Origin of the sequence: Streptomyces sp. 3MP-14 (assembly GCF_006334905.2) — a bacterium.
GTDB classification, from domain to species: domain Bacteria; phylum Actinomycetota; class Actinomycetes; order Streptomycetales; family Streptomycetaceae; genus Streptomyces; species Streptomyces triticirhizae.
In genome coordinates, this window is record NZ_VDLZ02000006.1 from 93,866 (window position 1) to 115,663 (window position 21,798).

17 protein-coding genes and 1 pseudogene are annotated in these 21,798 nt (G+C 74.9%); 7 read left to right on the forward strand and 11 right to left on the reverse strand.

Annotation, left to right across the window (positions count from 1 at the left end; genetic code table 11):
• Window positions 1-100 precede the first annotated feature (100 nt).
• The 3 genes from FH609_RS11200 to FH609_RS11210 all read right to left on the reverse strand — a co-directional run bounded on the left by FH609_RS11200 (window position 101) and on the right by FH609_RS11210 (window position 4,309).
• The gene (locus FH609_RS11200) at window positions 101-967 is read right to left on the reverse strand and encodes a hypothetical protein (protein ID WP_139667323.1); all 867 of its coding nucleotides are present in this window, start codon (window positions 965-967) and stop codon (window positions 101-103) included.
• A 118-nt stretch (window positions 968-1,085) separates the two neighbouring features.
• Window positions 1,086-3,050 carry a glycoside hydrolase family 127 protein gene (locus FH609_RS11205; protein WP_139667322.1) on the reverse strand — a complete coding sequence of 655 codons (1,965 nt, stop codon included), beginning with the start codon at window positions 3,048-3,050 and terminating at the stop codon, window positions 1,086-1,088.
• 206 nt (window positions 3,051-3,256) lie between these two features.
• Complete coding sequence (locus FH609_RS11210) at window positions 3,257-4,309, reverse strand: LacI family DNA-binding transcriptional regulator (protein ID WP_139667321.1); 1,053 nt, start codon at window positions 4,307-4,309, stop codon at window positions 3,257-3,259.
• A 596-nt stretch (window positions 4,310-4,905) separates the two neighbouring features.
• Between FH609_RS11210 and FH609_RS11215 the strand changes: the two genes are divergently transcribed.
• A complete protein-coding gene (locus FH609_RS11215; protein WP_226961572.1) occupies window positions 4,906-5,718 on the forward strand; it encodes a pyridoxal 5'-phosphate synthase in 813 nt (270 codons plus the stop codon).
• Window positions 5,719-5,737: 19 nt separating this feature from the next.
• On the opposite strand, the gene FH609_RS11220 is transcribed toward FH609_RS11215, so the two are convergent.
• From FH609_RS11220 to FH609_RS31595, 4 genes and pseudogenes are all read right to left on the reverse strand, one after another.
• The gene (locus tag FH609_RS11220) at window positions 5,738-8,029 is read right to left on the reverse strand and encodes an MMPL family transporter (RefSeq protein ID WP_139667320.1); all 2,292 of its coding nucleotides are present in this window, start codon (window positions 8,027-8,029) and stop codon (window positions 5,738-5,740) included.
• 59 nt (window positions 8,030-8,088) lie between these two features.
• Window positions 8,089-8,697, reverse strand: coding sequence for a TetR/AcrR family transcriptional regulator (locus tag FH609_RS11225; protein ID WP_139667319.1), 609 nt, complete (start codon window positions 8,695-8,697; stop codon window positions 8,089-8,091).
• A 681-nt stretch (window positions 8,698-9,378) separates the two neighbouring features.
• Window positions 9,379-9,957 carry a GrpB family protein gene (locus FH609_RS31590; RefSeq protein WP_319789591.1) on the reverse strand — a complete coding sequence of 193 codons (579 nt, stop codon included), beginning with the start codon at window positions 9,955-9,957 and terminating at the stop codon, window positions 9,379-9,381.
• Between the two features lie 18 nt (window positions 9,958-9,975).
• Window positions 9,976-10,488, reverse strand: a pseudogene (locus tag FH609_RS31595) (AAA family ATPase); the annotation flags it as partial.
• Between the two features lie 100 nt (window positions 10,489-10,588).
• On the opposite strand from FH609_RS31595, the gene FH609_RS11235 reads away from it, so the two are divergent.
• Both FH609_RS11235 and FH609_RS11240 read left to right on the forward strand, forming a co-directional pair.
• The gene (locus FH609_RS11235) at window positions 10,589-11,902 is read left to right on the forward strand and encodes a glutamine synthetase family protein (protein WP_139667317.1); all 1,314 of its coding nucleotides are present in this window, start codon (window positions 10,589-10,591) and stop codon (window positions 11,900-11,902) included.
• Window positions 11,889-13,049, forward strand: a complete 1,161-nt coding sequence (locus FH609_RS11240; protein ID WP_193317848.1) for an amidohydrolase family protein — start codon at window positions 11,889-11,891, stop codon at window positions 13,047-13,049. Before FH609_RS11235 ends, FH609_RS11240 begins: the two co-directional genes overlap by 14 nt.
• Before the next feature lie 74 nt (window positions 13,050-13,123).
• Here the strand turns inward: FH609_RS11240 and FH609_RS11245 are convergent, their stop codons facing one another.
• Complete coding sequence (locus FH609_RS11245) at window positions 13,124-13,546, reverse strand: ankyrin repeat domain-containing protein (protein ID WP_122183831.1); 423 nt, start codon at window positions 13,544-13,546, stop codon at window positions 13,124-13,126.
• Window positions 13,547-13,601: 55 nt separating this feature from the next.
• Here FH609_RS11245 and FH609_RS11250 point away from each other — a divergent pair, with 55 nt between their 5' ends.
• The 4 genes from FH609_RS11250 to FH609_RS11265 all read left to right on the forward strand — a co-directional run bounded on the left by FH609_RS11250 (window position 13,602) and on the right by FH609_RS11265 (window position 19,258).
• Window positions 13,602-14,891, forward strand: a complete 1,290-nt coding sequence (locus FH609_RS11250; RefSeq protein ID WP_139667316.1) for a sensor histidine kinase — start codon at window positions 13,602-13,604, stop codon at window positions 14,889-14,891.
• 111 nt (window positions 14,892-15,002) lie between these two features.
• Window positions 15,003-15,704 carry a response regulator gene (locus tag FH609_RS11255; protein WP_139667315.1) on the forward strand — a complete coding sequence of 234 codons (702 nt, stop codon included), beginning with the start codon at window positions 15,003-15,005 and terminating at the stop codon, window positions 15,702-15,704.
• A 335-nt stretch (window positions 15,705-16,039) separates the two neighbouring features.
• The gene (locus tag FH609_RS11260; RefSeq protein ID WP_193317849.1) at window positions 16,040-16,762 is read left to right on the forward strand and encodes a cytochrome d ubiquinol oxidase subunit II; all 723 of its coding nucleotides are present in this window, start codon (window positions 16,040-16,042) and stop codon (window positions 16,760-16,762) included.
• A gap of 210 nt (window positions 16,763-16,972) precedes the next feature.
• Window positions 16,973-19,258, forward strand: coding sequence for an MMPL family transporter (locus FH609_RS11265; protein ID WP_139667313.1), 2,286 nt, complete (start codon window positions 16,973-16,975; stop codon window positions 19,256-19,258).
• 68 nt (window positions 19,259-19,326) lie between these two features.
• On the opposite strand, the gene FH609_RS11270 is transcribed toward FH609_RS11265, so the two are convergent.
• From FH609_RS11270 to FH609_RS11280, 3 genes are all read right to left on the reverse strand, one after another.
• The gene (locus FH609_RS11270; RefSeq protein ID WP_139667312.1) at window positions 19,327-19,536 is read right to left on the reverse strand and encodes a DUF397 domain-containing protein; all 210 of its coding nucleotides are present in this window, start codon (window positions 19,534-19,536) and stop codon (window positions 19,327-19,329) included.
• A gap of 158 nt (window positions 19,537-19,694) precedes the next feature.
• Window positions 19,695-20,216 (reverse strand): flavoprotein, encoded by a 522-nt coding sequence (locus FH609_RS11275; RefSeq protein ID WP_139667311.1) that lies wholly within the window; start codon window positions 20,214-20,216, stop codon window positions 19,695-19,697.
• A complete protein-coding gene (locus tag FH609_RS11280) occupies window positions 20,213-21,415 on the reverse strand; it encodes a helix-turn-helix domain-containing protein (RefSeq protein WP_139667310.1) in 1,203 nt (400 codons plus the stop codon). The genes FH609_RS11275 and FH609_RS11280 overlap by 4 nt, the downstream gene beginning before the upstream one ends.
• Window positions 21,416-21,798 lie beyond the last annotated feature (383 nt).

A 21,798-nucleotide genomic window follows, 5' to 3' on the forward strand; every position in this document is an offset into this window, starting at 1 on the left:
CGTGCGCCGCCCGTTCACGCCCTTGCCCGGCTGCCCGGCTGCCCGGCTGCCCGGCCGCCCGCCTGCCCGGCCGCCCGTTCACGCCCCGGGCGCAGCGCCGTCAGTGGTGATGGTGGCCGCAGGGCCTGACCACGGAGATGGTCGCCGAGTCCGGCTCGGAGCGCAGCCGGCCGTCCCTGGTCAGGGCGGCGGCGGTGTTGGTGATCTCGCCGCAGTCGCCGCGCTTCCGGCTCACCTCGTACCGGCCGGCGCACCGCGTGGTGTCACCCGGCTCGCCGGCCGGCGCCAACTCCTCGGTCGCGCACACCACGTCCGGCACCAGGTCGTCCACCACGGCCACGCCATCGGCGGGCTGGTCGGTCAGGTTGCGGACCGTGTAGGTGTACCGGGCGCGCTCGCCGAACTCGTAGGGCCCGGGGTCCTCGACGGACTTGGTCAGCGCCAGCCCCACCACCGAGCCCAGGTCCACGGTGACCCGGTCGGGCGGCGAGGTGACCACCGTCTCCCCGATCGTTCCGCTGGCCACGGCGGTGTTGGTGACGCTGCCCCGCGCCACGTCCTCCTCCGTGACCACATAACTCCCGTGACAGGTCATGCTCTCCCCCGGCCACAGCCGGCCGCGCGGGCAGCTCACGCCCTCGGCGACGTCGTCGATGACCAGCAGCTCGCGGATCGCGCTGTCGCCGCCGTTGGTCACCTCGTACTCGTAGGGCACCTCGGTGCCGACCGGCACCGGGTCGGGCAGCCCGGCGTCGGCCGGGACCCGCTTCTCCACGCTCAGCAGCGGCCGTTGCGGCCCCGGGTGCCCGCCGGCCGGGTCGTGGAACGGGGGAACGGGCGCCGCCGCCGGCTGGGCGTGCGCGGGCGCGGCCGGCAGCAGGGCGGCGCCCAGCAGCCCGAGCGTGGCGCAGGACCTGACGGCGCGGGAACGGACATGGGGGATAAGTTTCGCGTTTCGTGCCTTCACGGGTGCCCACGGTAGGGCGTGCCCGGCCGGTTCCGTGGGACCAGCGCGGCACACGGGCCGCCGGCCGCCACCCTTCGGGCGACGGCCGGCCGTTTCTCACATGAGGTGGCCCGCCACCTCAGGCGCCGTCGGCCGAAGCCACCGGCAGCCACACCTGCATCGGGCCCGCCTCGCGGTTGGCCCACAGCCGGTAGGGCACCGCCGTCAACGCGACCCGCTCCGCCGCCGGCTCCGGCTCGTCCGCCGGCCGGTAGAGCGGCGCGTCGGGCGCCGGCGCCGGACGCGCCAGCCCGGTGCCGCGCAACACGACCGTGCCGCCCAGCAGTTCGGGCCGCGGCTCGACCTCCCAGGCGCCGTCGCTCCGCACCGCGACATCCCGCACGTCGAAGCCCTCGTGGTCCGCCTGCTCCAGGCAGAACACCAGCGGCCCCCGGGTCAGCGCGATCCGCCCCCGCGCCGCCCGCACCCACGGGTGCGCCGCCAACGGCCGCACCGGCAGCGGGTACGTGCCGGTCAGCACCTCGCCGGCCCGCCAGACGCGGCGCAGCACGGTGAACCCGTCCGCCGCCTCGCCCTCGACCTCGGCCCCGTCCACCGCCCAACCGGCCGGCGCACTCGCCCAACCGGGCGCGGGCAGCGCTATCCCGCACGCCCCCTCGGGCGCGTTCACCACCTCGATCGAGACCGCGCCCTCCCACGGATACGCCGTGGAGACCGCCAACTCCAGCGTCCCACCGGCCACCTCGGCCCGCACCCGGCCCTCGGCCAGCAGCAGCGTCCACAGCGTGTCCGCGTCCGTCGCGAACGCGTACGAGGGCAACGACGCCACCAGCCGCGCCAGGTTCGGCGGGCAGCAGGCGGTGCCGAACCACGGGCTGCGCCGGTGGCCACCGTTGTCCGCCAGCGGGTTCACATAGAAGAACTCCTCGCCGTCCAGGCCGATCCCCGACAGCAGCCCGTTGTGCAGCACCTCCTCCATCGCGTCCCGGAACTCGCCAGCGCCGGTGCGCAGGAACATCCGCCACGCCCACTGGAAGTGCGCCACCGAGGCGCAGCTCTCCGCGTACGCCCGCTCGTCGCCCAGCTCCCAGCGCGCGCCGAACGCCTCGCCCTCGTGCCGCGAGCCGGCGCCGCCCGTCACATAGCGCTTGCGGTCGGCGAAGTCCCGCCACAGCGCGGTCACCGCCTCGCCCAACGGGCCGGTGCGCTCCGGGACTTCGGTGACCACGTCGGTGGCACCCGTGTACAGGTAGAGGGCGCGCACCGCGTGCCCCACCACCTCGCGCTGCTCGGCCAGCGGCGCGTGGTCCAGGTGGTAGTCCCGGCCGCCGATCGCCCTCGGCTCGGCGCCGTGCTGCTCGACGAACCACAGCGCCTGCTCCAGATACGCCTCGTCGCCGGTCGCCCGGTACAGCTCGACCAGCGCGGTCTCGTACTCAGGGTGCCCGTCGGCGCCCGGCCGCCGGCCGGGCCCGAAGACGCTCCAGACGTGCGCGGCGAACCGGATCGCGACCGCCAGCAGCCGCCGTTCCCCGGTCGCCCTGAAGTGCGCGACGGCGGCCTGCACCAGATGGCCGCCGCAGTACATCTCGTGCTCGTCGCGGATGTTGGTCCAGCGGCGCGCGGCGCGCTCGTTGACGAAGTACGAGTTGAGGTAGCCGTCCTCGTCCTGGGCGGCCTCCAACACGGTCACCACCGTGTCGATCCGCTCCCGCAGCCGCGCGTCGTCCGGGTCCTCGGCCAGCTGCCAGCAGGCGGCCTCCAGCCACTTGTGGACGTCGGAGTCCGCGTAGTACTGGCCCTGGAAGTCGGCCACCGGGTCGCCCGCCAGCAGCCCGCCGGCCCGCCGCAGGTTGTCGATCGCGCCACACCCCTCGCAGCGCCGGTAGATGGTCTCCAGGGTGACCTCGCGGTTCCGCCGCCGCACCTCGGCCAGCGGGCCGCCGGTCAGTTCGGCCGCGCGCAGCGGAACGGGCGCGAGCAGCGCGCCCGGCGCGCCGCGCGGGTCGGCCGGCGCGGCCAGCGGCGCGGCGGCCCGGTCGGTCGCGGGGGTGGGCCCGGGGGAAGGCACACGGGAAGGCATGGCGGAACGTCCTCACTGTGGTGGGTGGTTGGGGTCGCGTGGCAGCGCCCGACCCGGCGCGCGGGCGGGGCCCTTCGGCGGGCAGGTCGAGGAGCCGGCCGCGCGCGGGGGCGCGGTCGCGGGTCGGTCGTGGTCGGTCGTGGGCGGAACGGTGGGAACGGGGAACGGGAACGGTGGTCGAGGTCGGCCGCGCGGCCCCGGGTCGGCTATCCCACGGGGCGGATGCCGCCGGGCACATGGGGCGCCGGCGCGCCGCCGGAGGCGCGGACCTCCAGCCGGCAGGGGTGGCGGATCAGGCCGGACTCGCGGTGGCCCTCGATCATGGACAGCAGCCGCCGGGCGGCCAGTTCGCCCAGCTCCTGGAGGTTCATGTCGACCGAGGTCAGCGGCGGGCGGGAGTCCTCGGTGAGGACGCCCCAGTTGTCGAAGCCGACGACGCCCACCTCCTCGGGCACCCGCCGCCCGCGCTCGCGCAGGGTGTCCAACACCCCGCGCGCCACCTGGTCGCTGCCGCAGAAGACGGCGTCCACCTCGGGATGGCGGTCCAGCAGGTCGGCGGCGGCGTCCCGGCCGAACGACTCCCGCCACGGCCCCGAGTACACCCGCCGGTCCGGGAGTTCGAGCCCGGCGTCCGCCAGGGTGGCGCGGAAGCCGGCCAGCCGGTCACGCGCGGCGGCGAAGTCCATCGGCCCGGTGATGTGCGCGAACGTCCGCCACCCCGCCGACAGCAGATGCTCGGCGGCCAGCCGCCCGCCGTGCTCGTCGTCCGGCAGCACGGACAGATCGTTGGGGTCTGCCGAGCGCGAGTACGCGTAGACCACGGGCACCGGCAGCGGAACGGTGGACAGCGGCGGCCGCGCGTCGGTCCGCACCCCGGTGACGACGATGCCGTCCACCCGGCGGGAGAGCAGCGAGTCCAGATAGAACCGCTCGCGCAGCGGGTCGGCCCGCCCGTCGCAGAGGAAGACGGAGACCCGGCCGGCGCCCAGCGCGTTCTCGATGCCCATGTGGAGCGGGATGTTGAACCGGTCGGCGCTCTCGGTGGAGAGCAGACCGACGGTGAAGCTGCGCCGCTGCACCAGGCTGCGGGCCAGCGCGTTGGGCTGGTAGCCCAGCTCGTTGGCGGCGGCGAACACCCGCTCCCTGGTCTCGTCCCGCAGCTGGCCCCGCCCGTTGAGGGCCTTGGACGCCGTGCTGATCGAGACCCCAGCCCGCGTGGCGACCTCGGTGATGGTGACCGCGCGCTGCCCGTCCGGCATGATGAGGAAAAGCCTTTCCGTAGTCTGTTGAAAAGTCTCTCCCGCCCCCGGTGCCCTCGTCAAGGTGGTCCGGGCCGACCGCCCGGCCGACCCTGGCGGGTCGGCCGGGAGAGAACGGGAGGCCCTGCGGGCCGACCGCCGGGGCCGCCGGGCCCCGGCCGCGCCGGGGGCGAGCGCGGGGTCGGGCTCCGGCCGCGCCGGGGTGGGCGGCGGCGTCGGGCTCCGGCCGCGCCGGGGGCGAGCGCGGGGTCGCGTGGGTGCGTGCGCGTTCGGACCGGGGCGGTTGGGTGGTCGGCGCGGCGCCCGGCGGGCAGGGTCCGAGGCCGGGGGGCCGTTGAGTTGGGGCCGGGCGGGGTCCGAGGCCGGGCCGGGGTGGGGCGGTTGGCCGGTGGGCTGAGGTCGCGGGCAGGGCCGGGTGGCGGGTGAGTCGGGCGGGGCCCGGTGGGGCAGGTGCGGGGCGCGGCGGCGTCGGGTGCGGGCCGTCGGAGATCCGGCGTCGGGAAAAGGAGCGTCGGCGGCCCGCCTCCGAGGGCCGGGGGCCCGGCGGGCCGGGGGCCCGGCGGGCCGGGGGGCCGGTGCCGGGTTACCTTCGGCCCATGGATTCTCGTTCCCCGGACCCTCCCGGCAGGGACGTCCGTTCGTCGGACTCCCGTTCCAGCGACGCCGGGGCCCCGAACTCCGGCGCGGCGAGCCCCCGTTCCTCGGGCGCCCGCCACCCGGGCGGGAGCCCGCCCGGCGCCCGTGACGTGCGGGAACTGCTCGCGCGGGCGCCGCTGATGGCGCGGGCGTTGCCCACGTTCGCGCCGGACGCGGCGCCGGGGGCGCCGGTCGAACTCTTCGCCGCCTGGCTGGCCGAGGCGGTCGCGGTCGGGGTGCTCGACCCGGGCGCCGCGCTGCTCTCCACGGCCGGCGCCGACGGCCGGCCCGACGCGCGGATCGTGGCGCTGCGGGACGTCGAGGCGGACGAGGCTGGCTGGGTGTTCGCCTCGGACGCCGCCAGCCCCAAGGGCGTGCAACTGGCGCAGCAGCCGGCCGCCGCGCTCACCTTCTACTGGCCGCTCCAGGGCCGGCAGATCCGGGTGCGGGGCGATGTCACCCAGGCGGCCAGGGAGGTGTCGCTGGCGGAGTTCGCCACCCGTTCGCCGGCGTCGAAGGTCGCGGGCCTGGTCGGCCGGCAGTCCACGCCGCTGGCCTCGCTCCCCGACTGGGACGAGGCGGCCGAGGGCGCCCGCCGGCAGTTGGCGAACCACCCGGAGGCGCACCCGCCGGGCCACACCGTCTACACGCTCGCCGCCCACGAGGTCGAGTTCTGGCAGGGCGACCCGGGCCGCCGCCATGTCCGGCTGCGTTACACCCGGAACTCCCCCGCAGGCGGCGGCGCATGGGAACGGACGCTGCTCTGGCCGTGAGCCGTGAGGCCCCGGCGCGCTACCGCTCGACGGGGAGCCGCCCGTCGCCGGCGGGCGAGGCCGCCGCGCCCGGCGCGGCCTCGGGTTCCGGCGCGGACCCGGCCGGGTCCGCGCCGGCGAGCGCGGAGCCCTCGACGTCGACCCGGGGCAGCAGCCGGTCCAGCCAGCCCGGCAGCCACCAGGCCGCCCGGCCGAGCAGCGCGAGCACCGCCGGCACCAGCGCCATCCGCACCACGAACGCGTCGAAGAGGACGGCGATCGCGAGGCCGAAGCCGATCATCTTGATCATCGGGTCCGAGGTTCCGACGAAGCCGGCGAAGACCGCGATCATGATCACCGCCGCCGCCGTGACCACCCGGGCGCCGTCCCGGAAGCCGGTCACCACGGCCTGGCGCGGCTCCTCGCCGTGGAGCAGCGCCTCCCGCATCCGGGTCACCAGGAACACCTCGTAGTCCATGGCCAGTCCGAAGACCACGCCGACCAGGATCAGCGGCATCATGCTCACGATCGGAGTCGTCTGGTCGAGTCCGATCAGGCCGGCGAGCCAGCCCCACTGGAAGACCGCGACCACGGCGCCCAGCGCCGCCAGCACCGAGAGCAGGAAGCCCAGCGCCGCCTTCAGCGGGACCAGCAGGGAGCGGAAGACCACCGTCAGCAGCAGGAACGCCAGCCCGACCACCAGGGTCAGATACGGCACCAGCGCGTCGTCGAGCTTCTCCGAGACGTCGATGTTCATCGCGGTGCCGCCGGTGACCAGCACCTCGGCGTCCGGGATCTCGCCGCCGGCGTCCCGGATCGCGTGCACCAGGTCCTCGGTCTCGGTCGAGCCGGGCTCGGCGGCCGGGACCACGGTGATCAGCGCGGTGTCGCCGGCCTCGTTGAGCGTGGCGGGGGTCACCGTCGCGACGCCGGGCAGCCCGTCGACCGTCGCGGCGACCCGGTCGGCCACGGCCTGCGGGTCGGCGGCGTCGCCGGTGTCCACCACGGTCAGCAGCGGGCCGTTGAGCCCGGGGCCGAAGCCCTCGGAGACCAGGTCGTAGGCCCGGCGCTCGGTGGTGTCGGTGGACTTGGTGCCGTCGTCGGGCAGGCCGAGTTCCATGCTCGTGGCCGGCAGGGCGATCACGCCGAGGCCCACCACGGCCGCCAGCAGCACGGTCACCGGGCGGCGCAACACCAGCCGCGCCCAGCGCACGCCGAGCGCGGGCCGCCCCCCGTCCGCGCCCTCGTTCGCACCCGCGCCCCCGTCCGCGCCCCGGTCCGCGCCCGCGCCCCTGGCGCTCGCCATGGGACCGCGCGCCGCGCGGGGGCGGACCCGGTCGCCGGCGTAGCCGAGCAGCGCGGGGATCAGGGTGAGGGCGATCAGCACCGCGATCACCACGGTCGCGGCCGCCGCCAGGCCCATCTTGGTGAGGATGGGGATGTTGACCACGGCGAGGCCCACCAGCGCGATCACCACCGTCAACCCGGCGAAGACCACGGCCGAGCCGGCCGTTCCCACCGCGCGCCCGGCCGCCGCCTCCCGGTCGGCGCCGTCGCGCAGCTCGCTCCGGTAGCGGGAGACGATGAACAGCGCGTAGTCGATGCCCACCGCGAGCCCGATCATCATGGCCAGGGTTGTGGTGTCGCTGCCCAGGTCCAGCACGCCGGCCAGGGCGGTGATCCCGCCGACGCCCACGCCGACGCCGATCAGCGCGGTCAGCAGCGGCAGTCCGGCGGCGACCAGCGAGCCGAAGGTGACGACCAGCACGACGGCCGCGACCGCGACGCCGATCACCTCGGTCGCGGCGACCTCGGGAACGGACTGGAGCGCGTCGCCGCCGACCTCGACGGTCAGCCCGTCCTGCCGCGCGTCCTCGACGGTCGACTCCAGGGCGTCCCTGGTCTCGTCGGAGAGGTCCATCGCCGGCGCGTCATAGGTGACGGAGGCGAACGCGATCCGGCCGTCGTCGCTGACCGTTCCGGCCGTGAACGGGTCGGCGACAACCGCCACCTCGGGGGAGCTGTCGGCGAGTTCGGCGATCGTGCGCTCGATCGCGGCGCGGGTCTCGGGGTTGGCGATGGCGCCGCCCTCGGGCGCCTCGAAGACGACCCGGGCGCTGGCCCCGTCGGCGTGCGCCTCGGGGACCCGCTCGTCCAGCAGGTCGAAGGCGCGCTGCGCCTCGGTGCCCGGTATCGCGAACGAGCTGTTGGTGGGGGCGGGCGCGGAGAGCGCGCCGACGCCGGCGAGCGTCAGGAGCGCCACCCAGAGCAGGAGGAAGACGTGCCGCTGCCGGAAGGCGAGTCGGCCGAGCTTGCTGAGGAACGTGGACACGGCGGATGACCTTCGCGTCGAGGAGTGGCAGGGAGAACGGGCGGAGGTGGGGCGCGGGCTCAGCCGTTCCCGTCCGGGACGGGCACGCCGAGGGCGGGCAGGATCACGGCGTCGGCGTAGGCGAGCAGGAACGCGTGGGTCGGCAGGCGGTCGCCCACCAGCTCCTCGGTGACCAGCGCGCCGACCAGCAGGTGCGGAACGAAGCGGAGCGCGGGCCGGCCGGCGGCCACCTCGCCCCTGAGCACCGCGCGCTCCAGGAGCACGTCCAGCTCGGCGAGGGACGGGTTGATCAGCAGGTCGCGGAAGGCTTGCAGCAGCTCCGGGTTGTGGTGCACCGCCGGGCTCAGGCTCCGCATCAGCGCGGAGCGCTCGGCCATGGTCTCCTCGTCCTCGGCGAGGACGAGGGCGCGGATGTCGCCCCGGAGCGTTCCGGTGTTGACCTCGTCGGGGCGGGTCCTGCGCTGCGACGTCAACGCCATGACCACCAGCCGGGGCTTGCCGCCCCACTGCCGGTAGAGGGTGGCCTTGCTGGCGTGGGTGCGGGCGGCCACGGCGTCCATGGTCAACGCGTCGTAGCCGACCTCCCGCAGCAGGTCGAGCACCGCCCCGTACAGCTGGGCCTCGCGCTCGGGCGAGATCCGGCGCCGGGTGCCGCTCTCGGTGGACATGATCACCTCCGCCAGCTGAACGAAACGGTTTCGTACAGCTGACTCCGAGGGTAGGGGACCGGCCGAGCGAAACGAAACCGTTTCGCTGTGGCCCTGCTCACAGGAGCGGGAGGCGAGGGGTGGAGCGGGGCGGCGCGGCGGCTGCCGGCGGCTCAGCGCAGCACCGTGCAGGCGGCGGCGCTGAAGAGGAGCGCGCCGATGATGGTGCCGCAGCCGAGGAAGAGCAGCAGTCGGGCGAGGAGCATGGCGGTCAACTGTTCGCTGGTCAGGCGGTGTCGGGGCCCCGGAGTGGTTGGCTTGTGGCGGCGGTGCGGCGGAGTCGGGGCGCCCTTGTGAGGCCGGGAAGAGGATAACGGCCCGGCGGACCGCGCTCACCGGATACCGGACGGTCCGCCGATGGGCGCGTGTGTGCGGCCGGCCGGGCCGGGCAGGCCCGGCGGCGCGGGGGCCGGGTGGCCGACCCCCGCGTGGGGCTACCGGGAGCGGGTCAGGGAGGCGTGGTGGTCGTCGTCATCGTCGCCGAGAGCGAAGCGGGTGCAGAAGCCGGAGGAGGAACGGGAGAGAGCTGTGACGCGGTCAACGGTCGCCAACGTGGAGGCTCCTTTCTGCCACCTCCATTGGTACTACGCGCCACTGACAATTCCCGGGCGCCGCCGGGCCGTTGGCCCGCCCCACGCCCCCTCAGCGGCCGTCGCGCTCCGCCAGCGCCCTGGCCAGGATCGCCTCGACGACCTCGGACTTGGCGTCCGCGTAGTTCTGCGTGTACTTCCAACTCCGCTCCGCCAGCGCGCGCTTGGTCTCCGCGTACAGCTCGCGCTCCGCCGCGTGCCCGCGCAGCCGGTCCCGGAACGCCAGGACGCGCTCGACCTCGAACGAACCCTCCGACAGCACATGGAGGTTGACCCGTTCCACGCCCTCGGCCGGCCGGTCCCGGCACAGCACCCGGTGCTCGTGCCACTCCGGCTCGCGGATCGCGACCCGGTAGCCCAGCGGCTCCAGCGCCGGAACGTACGCCTCCTCGTTCCCCGAGTCCGGCACCACCAGCAGCATGTCGACGATCGGCTTGGCGACCAGCCCGGGCACCGAGGTCGAGCCGGTGTGCTCCAGCCGGTGCGGCAGCGCGCCCAGCGCCGCGCGCAGCCCGGCCGCCTCGGCCGCGAAGACGTCCGGCCAGCGCGGGTCGTACGCCACCAGCCGCACGGGGCCGTTGAGTTGCCGGGGCACGCCGACCATCGCGGCCTCGATCTCCGCGTCCGACATCCCCTCCGGCCGGACGACGGCCCGGACCCGTTCGGCGATCTCCTCGGGCGTCGGCCCGGTGGTGTCCAGCACGGTGAACGCCGTCCGCAGCCAGGGCAACGCCGCCTCGTAGGCGTCCAGATGCTCCAGTCGCCAGCCCACCGTCCCGCCCAGGCTCTCCGGCTTGGTGTCGGTGTGGATGCGCTCGACCAGCGTCTCCCGGTCGGTGTGCAGCAGGAACGGGTGCACCGGGATGCCGGCCTCGGCGAAGCCGGCGCGCAGTTCGCCCCAGTACTCCTCCGTCAACACGGTCTGCGGGATCACCAGCGTCCCGCCCACCTCGTCGAGGACCCGCCGCGCGGTGTCCACGGTCAGCCGGCGCCAGGCCCGCCACTCCTGGAAGTTGGTGACGGCCTCCCCGTCGAGGACCTGGCGCAGCAGCTGCCCGACGTGCTCCGAGTCGAACAGCCGCGCCTGCGGCAGCCGTTCCACCAGGGCCCGCGCCGTGGTCGTCTTGCCCGCGCCGTAGGTGCCGTTGAGCCACACGATCATGCGGCCGAGCGTATCCGGAGCGCCCCGCGCCCGGCGCGCCACCCGGTCGGGTGACGGCCCGGTTGCGGTGCGCCACGGAGCGGCGGCAGGGTGTGCCGGCATGGACCACACGCAGCAGGCGATGGCCAGGCTCACCTCGGCCGGGGTCAGGGGCATCGCCCTGACCTGGGTGGACAACGCCGGCATCACCCGGGTCAAGACCGTTCCGACCGCCCGGCTCAAGGAGACCGTGCGCAACGGGGTGGGCATGTCGCCCGTCTTCGACGTCTATCTGGTGGACGACTCCATGACGGACAGCCCGCATGTCGGCGGGCCCGACGGCGACCTGCGGCTGGTGCCCGACCTGGACCGGCTGACGGTGCTGGCCGGGCAGCCCGGCTGGGCGTGGGCGCCCGTTGACCGCTTCCAGGCCAGCCGCGCCCCCTACCCGGGGTGTCAACGGCGGTTCGCCAGGCGGCAGATGGAGCGGGCCTTCGAGGAGTTCGAGCTGGAGCTGCTGATGGGCTTCGAGACCGAGTGGGTCGTCGGCGACGGCGCGACCACCGGTCGCGGCCCCGCCTACGGGATGGCCCGCCTGGTGGAACTCTCCGACTACCTGGGCGAGTTGGTCGAGGCGCTGGGCGCGCAGGGCGTCGCGCCGCTCCAGCTGCACCCGGAGTACGCGGTGGGCCAGTTCGAGGTGTCGGTGGCGCCGGCCAACCCGGTGGCCGCCGCCGACCTGGCGGTGCTGGTGCGGGAGACGGTGCGCGCGGTCTCCACCCGGAACGGGCTGCCGGCCTCGTTCGCGCCGATGGCCGGCACCGAGGGCCTGGGCAACGGGCGCCACCTCCATCTCAGCCTCTGGCGGGACGGCAAGAACCTGTGCCGGGGCGGCGACGGCCCGTTCGGGATGACGGCCGACTGCGAGGCGTTCCTGGCCGGCGTGTACCGCGAGCTGCCGGCGCTGATGGCGCTGGGCGCGCCCTCGCCGGCCAGCTATCTGCGGCTGCGCCCCTCCCGCTGGGCCGGCGCCTACCACTGCTGGGGACTGGAGAACCGGGAGGCCGCGCTGCGCTTTGTCACCGGCTCGCCGGACGACCTGGGCGCGGCCAACGCCGAGGTCAAGAGCTTCGACGGCGCCGCCAATCCGTATCTGGTGGTGGGCGGCGTGCTGGCCGCCGGACTGGCCGGCCTCCGCGAGGAGTTGACGCTGCCGGTGCCCGTCACCGGCGATCCCGCGCACCAGCCGGGGCAGCGGCGGCTGCCGGCCGAGCTGCCCGAGGCCACCCGTGCGCTCGCCGACTCCGCCGTGCTGGCCGAGGCCATGGGGGAGGAGCTGCTGGGGGCGGTGGTGGCGGTGCGGCGCGCGGAGGCCGAGCTGTTCGCGGCCGCCGGGCCCGAGGAGCTGGTGGTGGCGACCCGTGACCGCTACTGAGGCGGCGGCCGCCGAGGAGTGGCCCGACCTGCCGCCACTGGTGGACCAGCACTGCCACGGGGTGCTGCGCGAAGTGCCCACCGGGGTGGCGGAGTTCGCCGGCTGGCTGAGCGAGTCGGGGGCGCCGCCCGCGCCCGGCACCAGCCACGCGGACAGCGCGCTCGGCCTGGCCGTGCGCCGCTGGTGCCCGCCGGCGCTCGGGCTGCCGGCGTACGCGCCGCTCGACGCCTATCTGGAGGCGCGCCGCGCGCTGGGCGCGGCGGAGGCCAACCGCGCGCTGCTGCGCGCCGCCGGGATCGGCGCGCTGCTGGTGGACGACGGGCCGCTGCCCGGCGCCGTGCTGTCGGCCGCCGAGCTGGCCACGGCGGCCGGTGCGACGGCGTTCACCGTCACGCGACTTGAGCCGCTGGCCGAGGCGGCGGCCGACCTGGCCGGACGGGACACCGACGCCTTCCTGGCCCGGCTCGCCGGCTCCGTCGAACGCGCCAGGGCCCGTTCCGTCGCGTTCAAGTCCGTGGCCGCCTACCGGCACGGCCTGCACCTGGAGGCGGCGCCGCCGAGCCGCGCCGAGCTGTGGACGGCCGCCGAACACTGGCTGATGACCCGCAGGACCGGCGGCCGGCTGGCCAACCCGGTGCTGCTGCGCCACCTGCTGTGGTCGGCCGCCGGCACCGGGCTGCCGTTGCAGCTGCACACCGGCTTCGGCGACGCCGACCTGCGGCTGCACCGCGCCGACCCGTCGCTGCTCACCGACTTCATCCGGGCCGTGGCGCCGATGGGCTGCCCGCTGGTGCTGCTGCACTGCTACCCGTTCCACCGCCAGGCCGCCCATCTGGCGGCCGTCTACCCGCATGTGTATGCCGACCTGGGGCTGACGCTGAGCCATGTCGGCGGCCGGGCGCCGGCGGTGCTGGCGGAGACCTGGGAGCTGGCGCCGTTCGGCAAGGTGCTCTTCTCGACCGACGCCTACGGCCTGCCGGAGCTGTATCTGGTGGGCGCGCGGCAGTTCCGCTGGGCGCTGACCGAGGCCCTGGCCGGGCCCGGCTGGCCGCCGGCCGAGGCGCACCGCGCGGCGGTGCTGCTCGCGGCGGAGAACGCCCGCCGCCTCTACCGCCTGCCGGGCGGCCCGGGGCGCGGCGGGGGATGATCGGGGGCGGGGGCGGGCGCGCGCCGGCGCGCGCCGCGAGGGCGCCCGCGCCGCCGAGGGCTACCGCACCCCGCTCAGCCCTCCTCCGCGCCGAAGAGCCGCAGCAGCTCCGCGCGGCCGAACATCCGCGCCGTGTCGATCGCCGAGGGCTGCCCCGCCGACGGGTCGGCGCCCGCCGCCAGCAGGGTGCGCACCACCGCCGACTCGTTCTTGAACACCGCGCCCGCGATCGGCGTCTGCCCCCGGTCGTTGGCCCTGGCCGCGTCGGCACCGCGCTCCAGCAGCGCCTCGACCGTGGCCACATGGCCGTGGTAGGCGGCCAGCATCAGCAGGGTGTCGCCCTTCTCGTTGCTCAGGTTCACCGGGACGCCGGCGTCCACATAGGCGGCCACGGTGTTGGTGTCCCCGTCCCTGGCCAGGTCGAACACCTTCGCCGCGAGCTGGAGCACCTCGGGGTCGTGGGCGGGCTCGTTGCTCTCCGGTGCCGGGCCGGTCATGGGGTCTTCCTCCTCGATGGTGCCGTTTGGGCACAGCCTACGTACTCTGGCTTCCATGCTTGCCCGTTTGGCACCGGCGATCCACTCGAAGCTGACGTCGGCCCGCCACCGGCTCCTCCACACCGACCGGCTGCTGCTGCTTCCCCTCGTCGCGCTGCTGGTGGACACCGTCCTGCTGGGGTGGGCCGCCGCCAACGGGGTGCTGATGAGCGGCCTGTTGGGCTGGGCGGTGGCGGTGCTCGGCATGGCGACGCTGACCGTGCGGGACCGCTGGCCGGTGCCGGTCGCGGTCGGCTCCCTGGTCCTCGCGGTCGTCTACTACCCGCTCAGCTCGGTCGACGGGCCGGCGCCGCTGGCGGTCTATGTGGTCGCCCTCTACGCGGTGGCCCGCAGCGGCCAGCTGATCGCCGGCGTCGCCATCGCGGTCTTCACCCTGCTGGTGATCACCTGGGGCGAGATGTTGACGCTGGACCGGGACGAGCGGCACGTCGACAACATGTCGATCGTGCTCTTCGGCGGCTGGTTCCTCAGCCTGATCGTGCTGGGCCACGCGGTGCAGATGCGCCACGCCCACCAGCGGGAGGCCGAACAGCGGGTGCTCGCCGCCGAACGGGAGCGCGACCTGCGGGCCCAGCAGTCCGCCACCGCCGAACGGCTGCGGCTGGCACGGGAGTTGCACGACGTGCTGGGGCACAACATCTCGCTGATCAACGTCCGCGCCACCGCCGCCCTCCACCGCAGCGCCAAGCGGCCCGGCGAGACGGAGGAGCTGGCCAGCGCCCTGGAACTGGTCCGCGACACCAGCAAGGAGGCGCTGCGCGAGCTGCGCGCCACGCTCGGCGTGCTGCGCCAGGTCGACGAGGCGGCGCCCGTCGAGCCGGCCGCCGGCCTCGAACGGCTCGGCGAACTGGTGGACCGCGCCAGCCACACCGGCCTGTCGATCTCCGTCGAGACCAGCGGCGAGGCCCCGGTCCTCTCGCCCAACATCTCGCTGGCCGCGTACCGGATCGTCCAGGAGTCCATCACCAACATCACCCGCCACGCGGGGGCGACCAGGGCGGTGGTCCGCGTCGCCTACGCGCCGGGCGAACTGCGGCTGTGCGTCGCCGACAACGGCGGCGGCGCCGAGCCCGAGGCCCAGGGCAGCGGCATCCTCGGCATGACGGCCAGGGCCCGCGCCCTCGGCGGCGAACTCACCGCCGGCAACGCCCCCGACGGCGGCTTCCGCGTCGTCGCCCGCCTCCCCGTCGCCGAGCCACCGCCCCCCGACCCGGCCGGCGCCGACCCGACCAGCGCCGACCCGGCCCCGGTCGCCTGGCAGGGCACCCGCGACGCCGAACGCTGAGGCCACCGGCGCCCGTTCCCGCTGCGCACTCCACGGCGAGCGGAGCGGCGGCCGGGGTCCCCGCCGGCGGCCGGGGTCCCCGCGCAACGGTCCCCGCATAGGCTGGGGCGCATGACCGCGACGGGCCCGGGGGGCCGGAACGTGAGACGGGTGCGGGTCGTCCTCGCCGACGACCAGATGCTGGTGCGGGCGGGGTTCCGTTCGATCCTGTCCGACGAGGACGACATCGAGGTCGTGGGGGAGGCCGCCAACGGCGCCGAGGCGGTGGCGCTGGCCCACGAACTGCGCCCGGATGTCGTGTTGATGGACATCAGGATGCCCGAGGTCGACGGGCTGGCCGCGACCGAGCGGATCGTCGCGGACGAACGCCTCTCGGACGTGCGGGTGGTCATCCTCACCACCTTCGACGTCGACGACTACGTCTATGGCGCGCTGCGCGCCGGCGCCTCCGGCTTCCTGGTGAAGGACACCGAGCCGATGGAGCTGCTGCACGCCATCCGGGTCTGCGCGCGCGGCGACGCGTTGATCTCGCCGACGGTCACCCGGCGGCTGATCGCCGAGTTCGCCGGCCGGGCCAGGCAGCCCGAGCCCAGCCCCCGGCTCAACGCGCTCACCGATCGGGAACGCGAGGTGATGGGCCTGGTCGGCGCCGGCCTCACCAACGACGAGATCGCCCGCCGGCTGGTGCTCAGCCCCGCCACCGCCAAGACCCATGTCAGCCGCATCATGACCAAGTTGGGCGTCCGCGACCGGGCGCAGCTGGTGATCCTCGCGTACGAGACCGGGATGATCACCCCGGGCTGGCTGAGCTGACCCGAGGCGCGCCGACCCCGAGGCGCGCCCCCGACGCGGCCCGGCGTCCGCCTCCCCGGCACAACGCGCCCGCCCGCGCCCGATCCCCGGGGCGCGCCCGCCCGCGCCCCTGACCCGACCCCGGAGACGTCCCCGAGACCGGGCGGCCGGCGGCGCAACTCGCGGAGTACGCCCGCCCGCCGGAATGCCACCAACGCGTTAGCACGGTTGCCACCGCCGGCCGACGTGCGCGGCCATGCCGCACGGCCACCGTGGTGGCGTGACCGAGAGCATCAGCAATCACCACAGCCCGCCGGCCGCCCGCCGCGCCGCCCAAGCGTGCGGGGAGGACCGCCGTGGAGCCGCTCGCCGTCGTCCTGTTGGGCTGCCTCGCGGTGGGCTACTTCGTCGTCGGCGGCGCGGAGTTGGGCATCGGGATGGTGCTCCCGCTGCTCGGCAGGACCGGAGCGGAACGCGCCGCGCTGCGGCGGGAGGCCGCGCCGCCGTCCGGGCTGGCGTCGCTCTGGCTGGCGGGCATCTGCTGCGCGCTGCTGGGCTGCTTCCCGGGTCTGGTGCGGGAGTGGGCGGAACGCCCCTCGGCGTTCGCGCCGCTGCTGGCCGGCCTGGCGCTGCGCGCCCTGGCACGGCGCGGCCGATCGCTACGCGGCCCGGGGAACGGGGCGCTGGTGGCGGGCAGTTGGTTCGCGGCCGCCGGCTGGGGCTGGCTGCTGGCCTTCCTGGTGGACGGCCCGGGCGGTGGCTGGGTCGGCCCGCCCGCGCTGCTGAGCGCGGCCTGCGTGGCGCTGCTGCTGTTGGCGCACGGCGTCGGCGTCGCGGCCCGGCGCGCCACCGGGATGCCGTTCCAGCGGGCCAGGCTGCTGGTCGGCCCGCGCGGCGCCGGCCCCTCGCTGGCGCTGACCTCGGCCACGGCCGCAGCGCTGCCGCTGCTGGCCGGCTCCCAGCTCGCGCTGACGGAACGGGCCGCCCCGCCGTGGGCGTTGGCCGTTCTGCTCCCGCCGCTGCTGGCCCTGCTCGCCCTGGCCATCGCCCATACCCGGTCCGCCCGGCGGCCGCGCTAGGCCGGCCCGGCGGCCCACCGCTCCGGGACCGGCCCGCGCCGCGACGGTCGTTCGCCGCCGCGCGGTGGCCGTCCCGCCCGACGGGGCCTCGCCCGCCGGAGGCGCCACCGTGACGCGCCAGCCGCGCGCCCGCCCCGCACCACCACCACCGTTCCTGACATCCCGAACATCCCACCCCTCCCCACACTCCAGAAAGCGAAGGCCAACGCCATGACACCAACTCCCCAGAACCCGCGCCAGAACCAACCCCCCGCCCCGCCCGCCGACCACGCCGACCACGCCGCCCCGCCGGGCCGGCCGCCCCGGCCCAGCGTGTTCGCCCGCGTCGCGCGCTTCGCGTTCCGGCACCGGGTGGCCGCCCTCGGCCTGTGGGTGCTCGTGCTCGTCGGTGTCTGGACGTTGGCCTCCGCCGTCGGGGACGACTACCGCGAGGACTACTCGCTGCCCGGCACCGAGTCGCAACACGCCCTGGAACTCCTGGAGGAGCACGGCTCGGGCCGGGGCGGCGACACCGTCGAGATCGTGCTGCACTCCGAGGACGGCCTGGCCGGCGCCGAGCCCGAGGTGGCGGGGATGCTCGCCGAGGTCGAGGAACTGCCGCGCGTCGTCGGGGTGTTCAGCCCGTACGACGACCCGTCGGCGCTCTCGGACGACGGCACCGTCGGCTACGCGACCGTGCTGCTGGACACCCCGGCCGAGCAGATGACGGTGCCCGACACCGAACGCATCCTGGGCACCGCGCGCGAGGTCGCGGACGACGGGCTCCAGGTGGAGCTGGGTGGCGACGCCGCGAGAAAGCTGGGCGAGAGCGAGGGCGGCTCCGCCGAGGGCATCGGCATTCTGGCCGCCCTGGTGATCCTCGTGTTCATGTTCGGCTCGGTGATCGCGGCCGGACTGCCCGTCATCACCGCGCTGTTTGCCGTGGGTTCGACGCTGGGCGCGATCGTGCTGGCCTCGCACCTGTTCACCATCGCCGACTACACCATGTACGTGATGATGCTCGTCGGCCTCGGCGTCGGCATCGACTACGCGTTGTTGATCTTCACCCGCTACCGCGCCGAACTGGTCGCCGGCGCCACCCCCGAACGGGCCACGGTCCGCGCGTTGGACGCCGCCGGCCGGACCGTGTTCTTCGCCGGCTGCACGGTGATCGTGGCGCTGCTCGGGCTGGTCGCGCTCGGCCTGGGCTCGCTCCAGGGCTCGGCGGTCTCCGTCGCGCTGACCGTGTTGGCCACCATGCTGGGCTCGTTGACGCTGCTGCCGGCGCTGCTGGGCATCTTCGGCAAGCGGTTCGCGCGCCACTTCACCGCCAGGGCCGCCAAGCGCGCCCGCCGTGGCAGGCCGGCGGTCGGCGCCGGCTGGCGGCGGCTGGGCGGCGCGGTGCAACGGCGGCCGCTGGCCGCGTTGACCGTCGCCGTCGTCGCGCTGCTGGCGCTGGCCGCGCCGGCGCTCAGCCTCCGGCTGGGCATGGGCGACGCGGGCAACGACCCGGCGGACGCCACCAGCCGCAAGGCGTACGACCTGCTGTCCGAGGGCTTCGGACCGGGCTTCAACGGCCCGCTGGTCGTGGTCACCGACGGCGGTGCGTCGGGCGCCGAGGCGGCGGCCGGCGCGGCGGCCGAGCGGCTGGACGGGGTAGAGGGCGTGGCCGGGGTGACCCCGCCGGCGCCGACGGAGGACGGCGCGATCGCCACCCTGGTGGTCTTCCCCGACTCCTCGCCGCAGGACGAGGCGACCTCCGAACTGGTCCACGAGCTGCGGGACTCGGTGCTGCCGGCGCTGGGCGCCGAGACCGGCGCCGACTACCTGGTGGGCGGCGCGACCGCCGCCACCCAGGACTATGTCGACAAGGTCGCCGAGCGGATGCCGCTGTTCGTCGCCATCGTCGTCGGGGTCTCGGTGCTGCTGCTGATGGCGGTGTTCCGCTCGGTGTGGATTCCCATCAAGGCGGCGCTGCTCAACCTGCTGTCCATCGGCGCGGCGCTGGGCGCCATGACGCTGGTCTTCCAGGAGGGCTGGTTCGGCGTGGAGCCGGGCCCGATCGAGGCGTATCTGCCGGTGATGATCTTCGCGATCGTCTTCGGGCTCTCCATGGACTACGAGATCTTCCTGGTCTCCCGGATGCACGAGGAGTGGGAGCGGCACCGCGACCACCAGCTCGCGGTGCGCGAGGGCCTGGCGCACACCGGCGCGGTGATCAGCGCGGCCGGCGCGATCATGGTGGTGGTCTTCGGGGCCTTCATGTTCAGCCCCGACCGGATGTTGCAGCAGATGGGCTTCGGCATGGCGGTGGCGATCCTGGTGGACGCGGTGGTGATCCGCTGCCTGATCGTCCCCGCCGCGATGCAACTGCTCGGCCGCCACGCCTGGTGGCTCCCGGCCCCGCTCGCCCGGCTGCTGCCGAAGGTGGAACTGGAACAGCACGAGGACGCGCCCCCGGCGGAACGGACGGAGGAACGGGCACCGGCGCGCCAGGAGTTGACCCCCCACAGCTGACCGACTGACGCGCGCCCCCGCTTTCCCCGGCCGCGAGCCGGGGGAGCGGGGGCGCGGTGTCGTGTGGGTTACGGCTGGTGTCGGTACAGCTCTTCAGCGGCGGCAAGGAACGTCCTCCACTGGGTCACGCCCACGGTCACGACCCCGGCCTCACGGTCCTTGGTGTCGCGCAGCCCGACCGCCCCGTCGAGGACGGCGACCTCAACGCAGTCCCCCGTTCCGTTGCTGTAGCTCGATGTGAACCACCGCTTGTCGTCCATAAGTTCAGCCTTGCTCATACTCTCCCGCCACCTCAGCCAGCAGGCGCCGCGACGCCTGCTCGTCGAGCGCTGTCTGCCAGATCCCTCGAAACGCCGTCTCGAACACAGGCTGCCCGGTAGCCATCGGCGTAGATAGTCGGCAGATTGATCGGCTTTCCACAGGCGGGGGCACCTCGTCACGCTCCGGTGAGTGAGTCCAGCCCGACGTCCCAGGGGAACGCCACGGTGTCCCCCTGCTTGGGAAGGTGCGGCTCTCCCGGAGCGAAGACCACGCGGACGCCCTGTTCGCGCAGCGTCTCGACGGCACGCCCGACGGCGGGCTGGGCGCCGAGCGCCGTGGACCAGAACGGCATGGCGACCACCGGGACTCCGAGGTGTACGCCCTCGGCGGGCAGCCCCAGCGCCACCGTGTCCGTGATGCCGGCGGCCCACTTGCACGCGCTGGTGGTGGTCATCGGCGCCACCAGCATGGCGTCCGCCTTGGGCAGCGCGTCCCGCTCGTGCGGCAGCTTGTACTGGTGCCGCACCGGGTGGCCGGTCAACGCGGCCAGCTCAGGCAGTCGGGGTTCCCACCAGCGGGCGGCGGACGGCGTGAGGACGAGACACACGTCCCAGCCGGACGCCCGCGCCGCCCGAACTCCGTCATCGACATGCCGGGTTGGGCCTGCGGCGCACGCGATGAGGTACAGAACGCTCATGCCCGGAGTCCACAACGCTCGGCCAGACCACGCAACTCCGCACCGGGTGACGGCACCAGAAGCAGTAGCTCCCTGACGACGCCGACCACCGCAGGCCGACGAACCTCCTCGGGCGCCAGCCGTTCGGCCGCCACCAGCGCCGCCGTCGCCTCCTCCCGACGCCCGGTCAGGGCCAGGGCGCGCGCCTTGGTGACGAGGTGCCGGGCCCGGCGCTCGCGGTTGAGACGAGCCAGGTCCTCGGTGGTGATTCTCCGCCCGGCCTCCACCGCAGCCCAGGCGTCATCCAGCCTCAGCAGGACATCCACCTCGTGGAGGGCGACGTTGGTGGAACCGAACGCGGTGAAGTCCTCCGCCGGCCGGTCGCCCTGTCGCTCCGCGATCTCCGCCGCCGCGTCGAGGCGATCCGTCGCGACGGAGACGGCGGCCTGGGACCGCTCGCTCCCGGACGCGCCCACGGCGGCCACGAGGTAGAGCATCCCCAAGGCGGACAGCCCGGGTGTCCCGGCCCGCTCCAGAACCGGCCGCAGCGCGTCGGCCTGTGCGGTGGCGTACTCCGTCGCAGTCGCATGACGTTGCTGATGAATAAGGCCGCGCGCGACTCGACGGGAGGCGCTGCCGATGACGACGGGGTCGCCGGACTGGTGTGCTGCGGCCAGTGCCCGGTCAGCGGCCAGCACTCCAGGCGTGCACGTGTTGCCCGAGTACTTGTAGAGCAGGCTCGCCGCCAGCTGGTAGGTGCGGGAGAGCAGCGTGGCCCCTTCGACGCTGCTGGCGGCAGCGAGGTGCGCGTCGGCAAGAAGTCCCGGAAGCTCGCGGGCCGTCGCGACGTAGTGGCAGGCAACCCAGGCGTGCGAGGCGAACGCGAGTCTGCGTCGCAGCTCCGTGAGGGAGGGCGGGGCGGCGGCGCGCTCGATGCTGGGCAGGTCGTGCAGGGCGTCGGCGAGGGCCGCCACTTCGGCGGGCATCGGGGCACCTGCCGACGCGGGACTTGGATTGGTCACGAGTCGTTCCAGTGGGATACGGAGCACTTCGGCTGCCCGCAGCATGACGGACAGCCGTGGGTCGGACTGCCGTTGGCCGCCCTCCCAGTCCTGAACCCACCGGCGGGACTGGCCCATCAGCCGGCCGAACTCGGCTTGCGTCAGGCCTCGATGCTCGCGCCAGTAGGCGATTCGGCGGCCAACGCCTTCAGTGTTCATCAGGCCCCCGCCTTCGAGGCACGCACTCTGCGTGCTCACCCTCCGTTCTACCCCGACTACGGTCCAAGGGTCAGGCAAACGACGAAGGCGCCCCATGACCGACATGCCAACGGCGGCGACCCTGCGCTGCCGGGTGAGACCACACACGACGGAACCACCGATGGTCTGCCGTCGCTGGCGGAACTGCACGACCCGGCGGAGCGGCTGAGAAACGAGGTCTGCGCGCACCCGGCGGGGAGGCGACGTTGACCGCCCGGCGCCGGCGTCAACGCCGCCCGGCGGTCACGCCCACCTGACGCCCCGCTCCCCCCGACTCCGCCCCACCCGGGGCCAGTTCTCCGGTCCTGCCCAGTCCCGGAGGATCGCGGCCGCCGCGTCGGGCG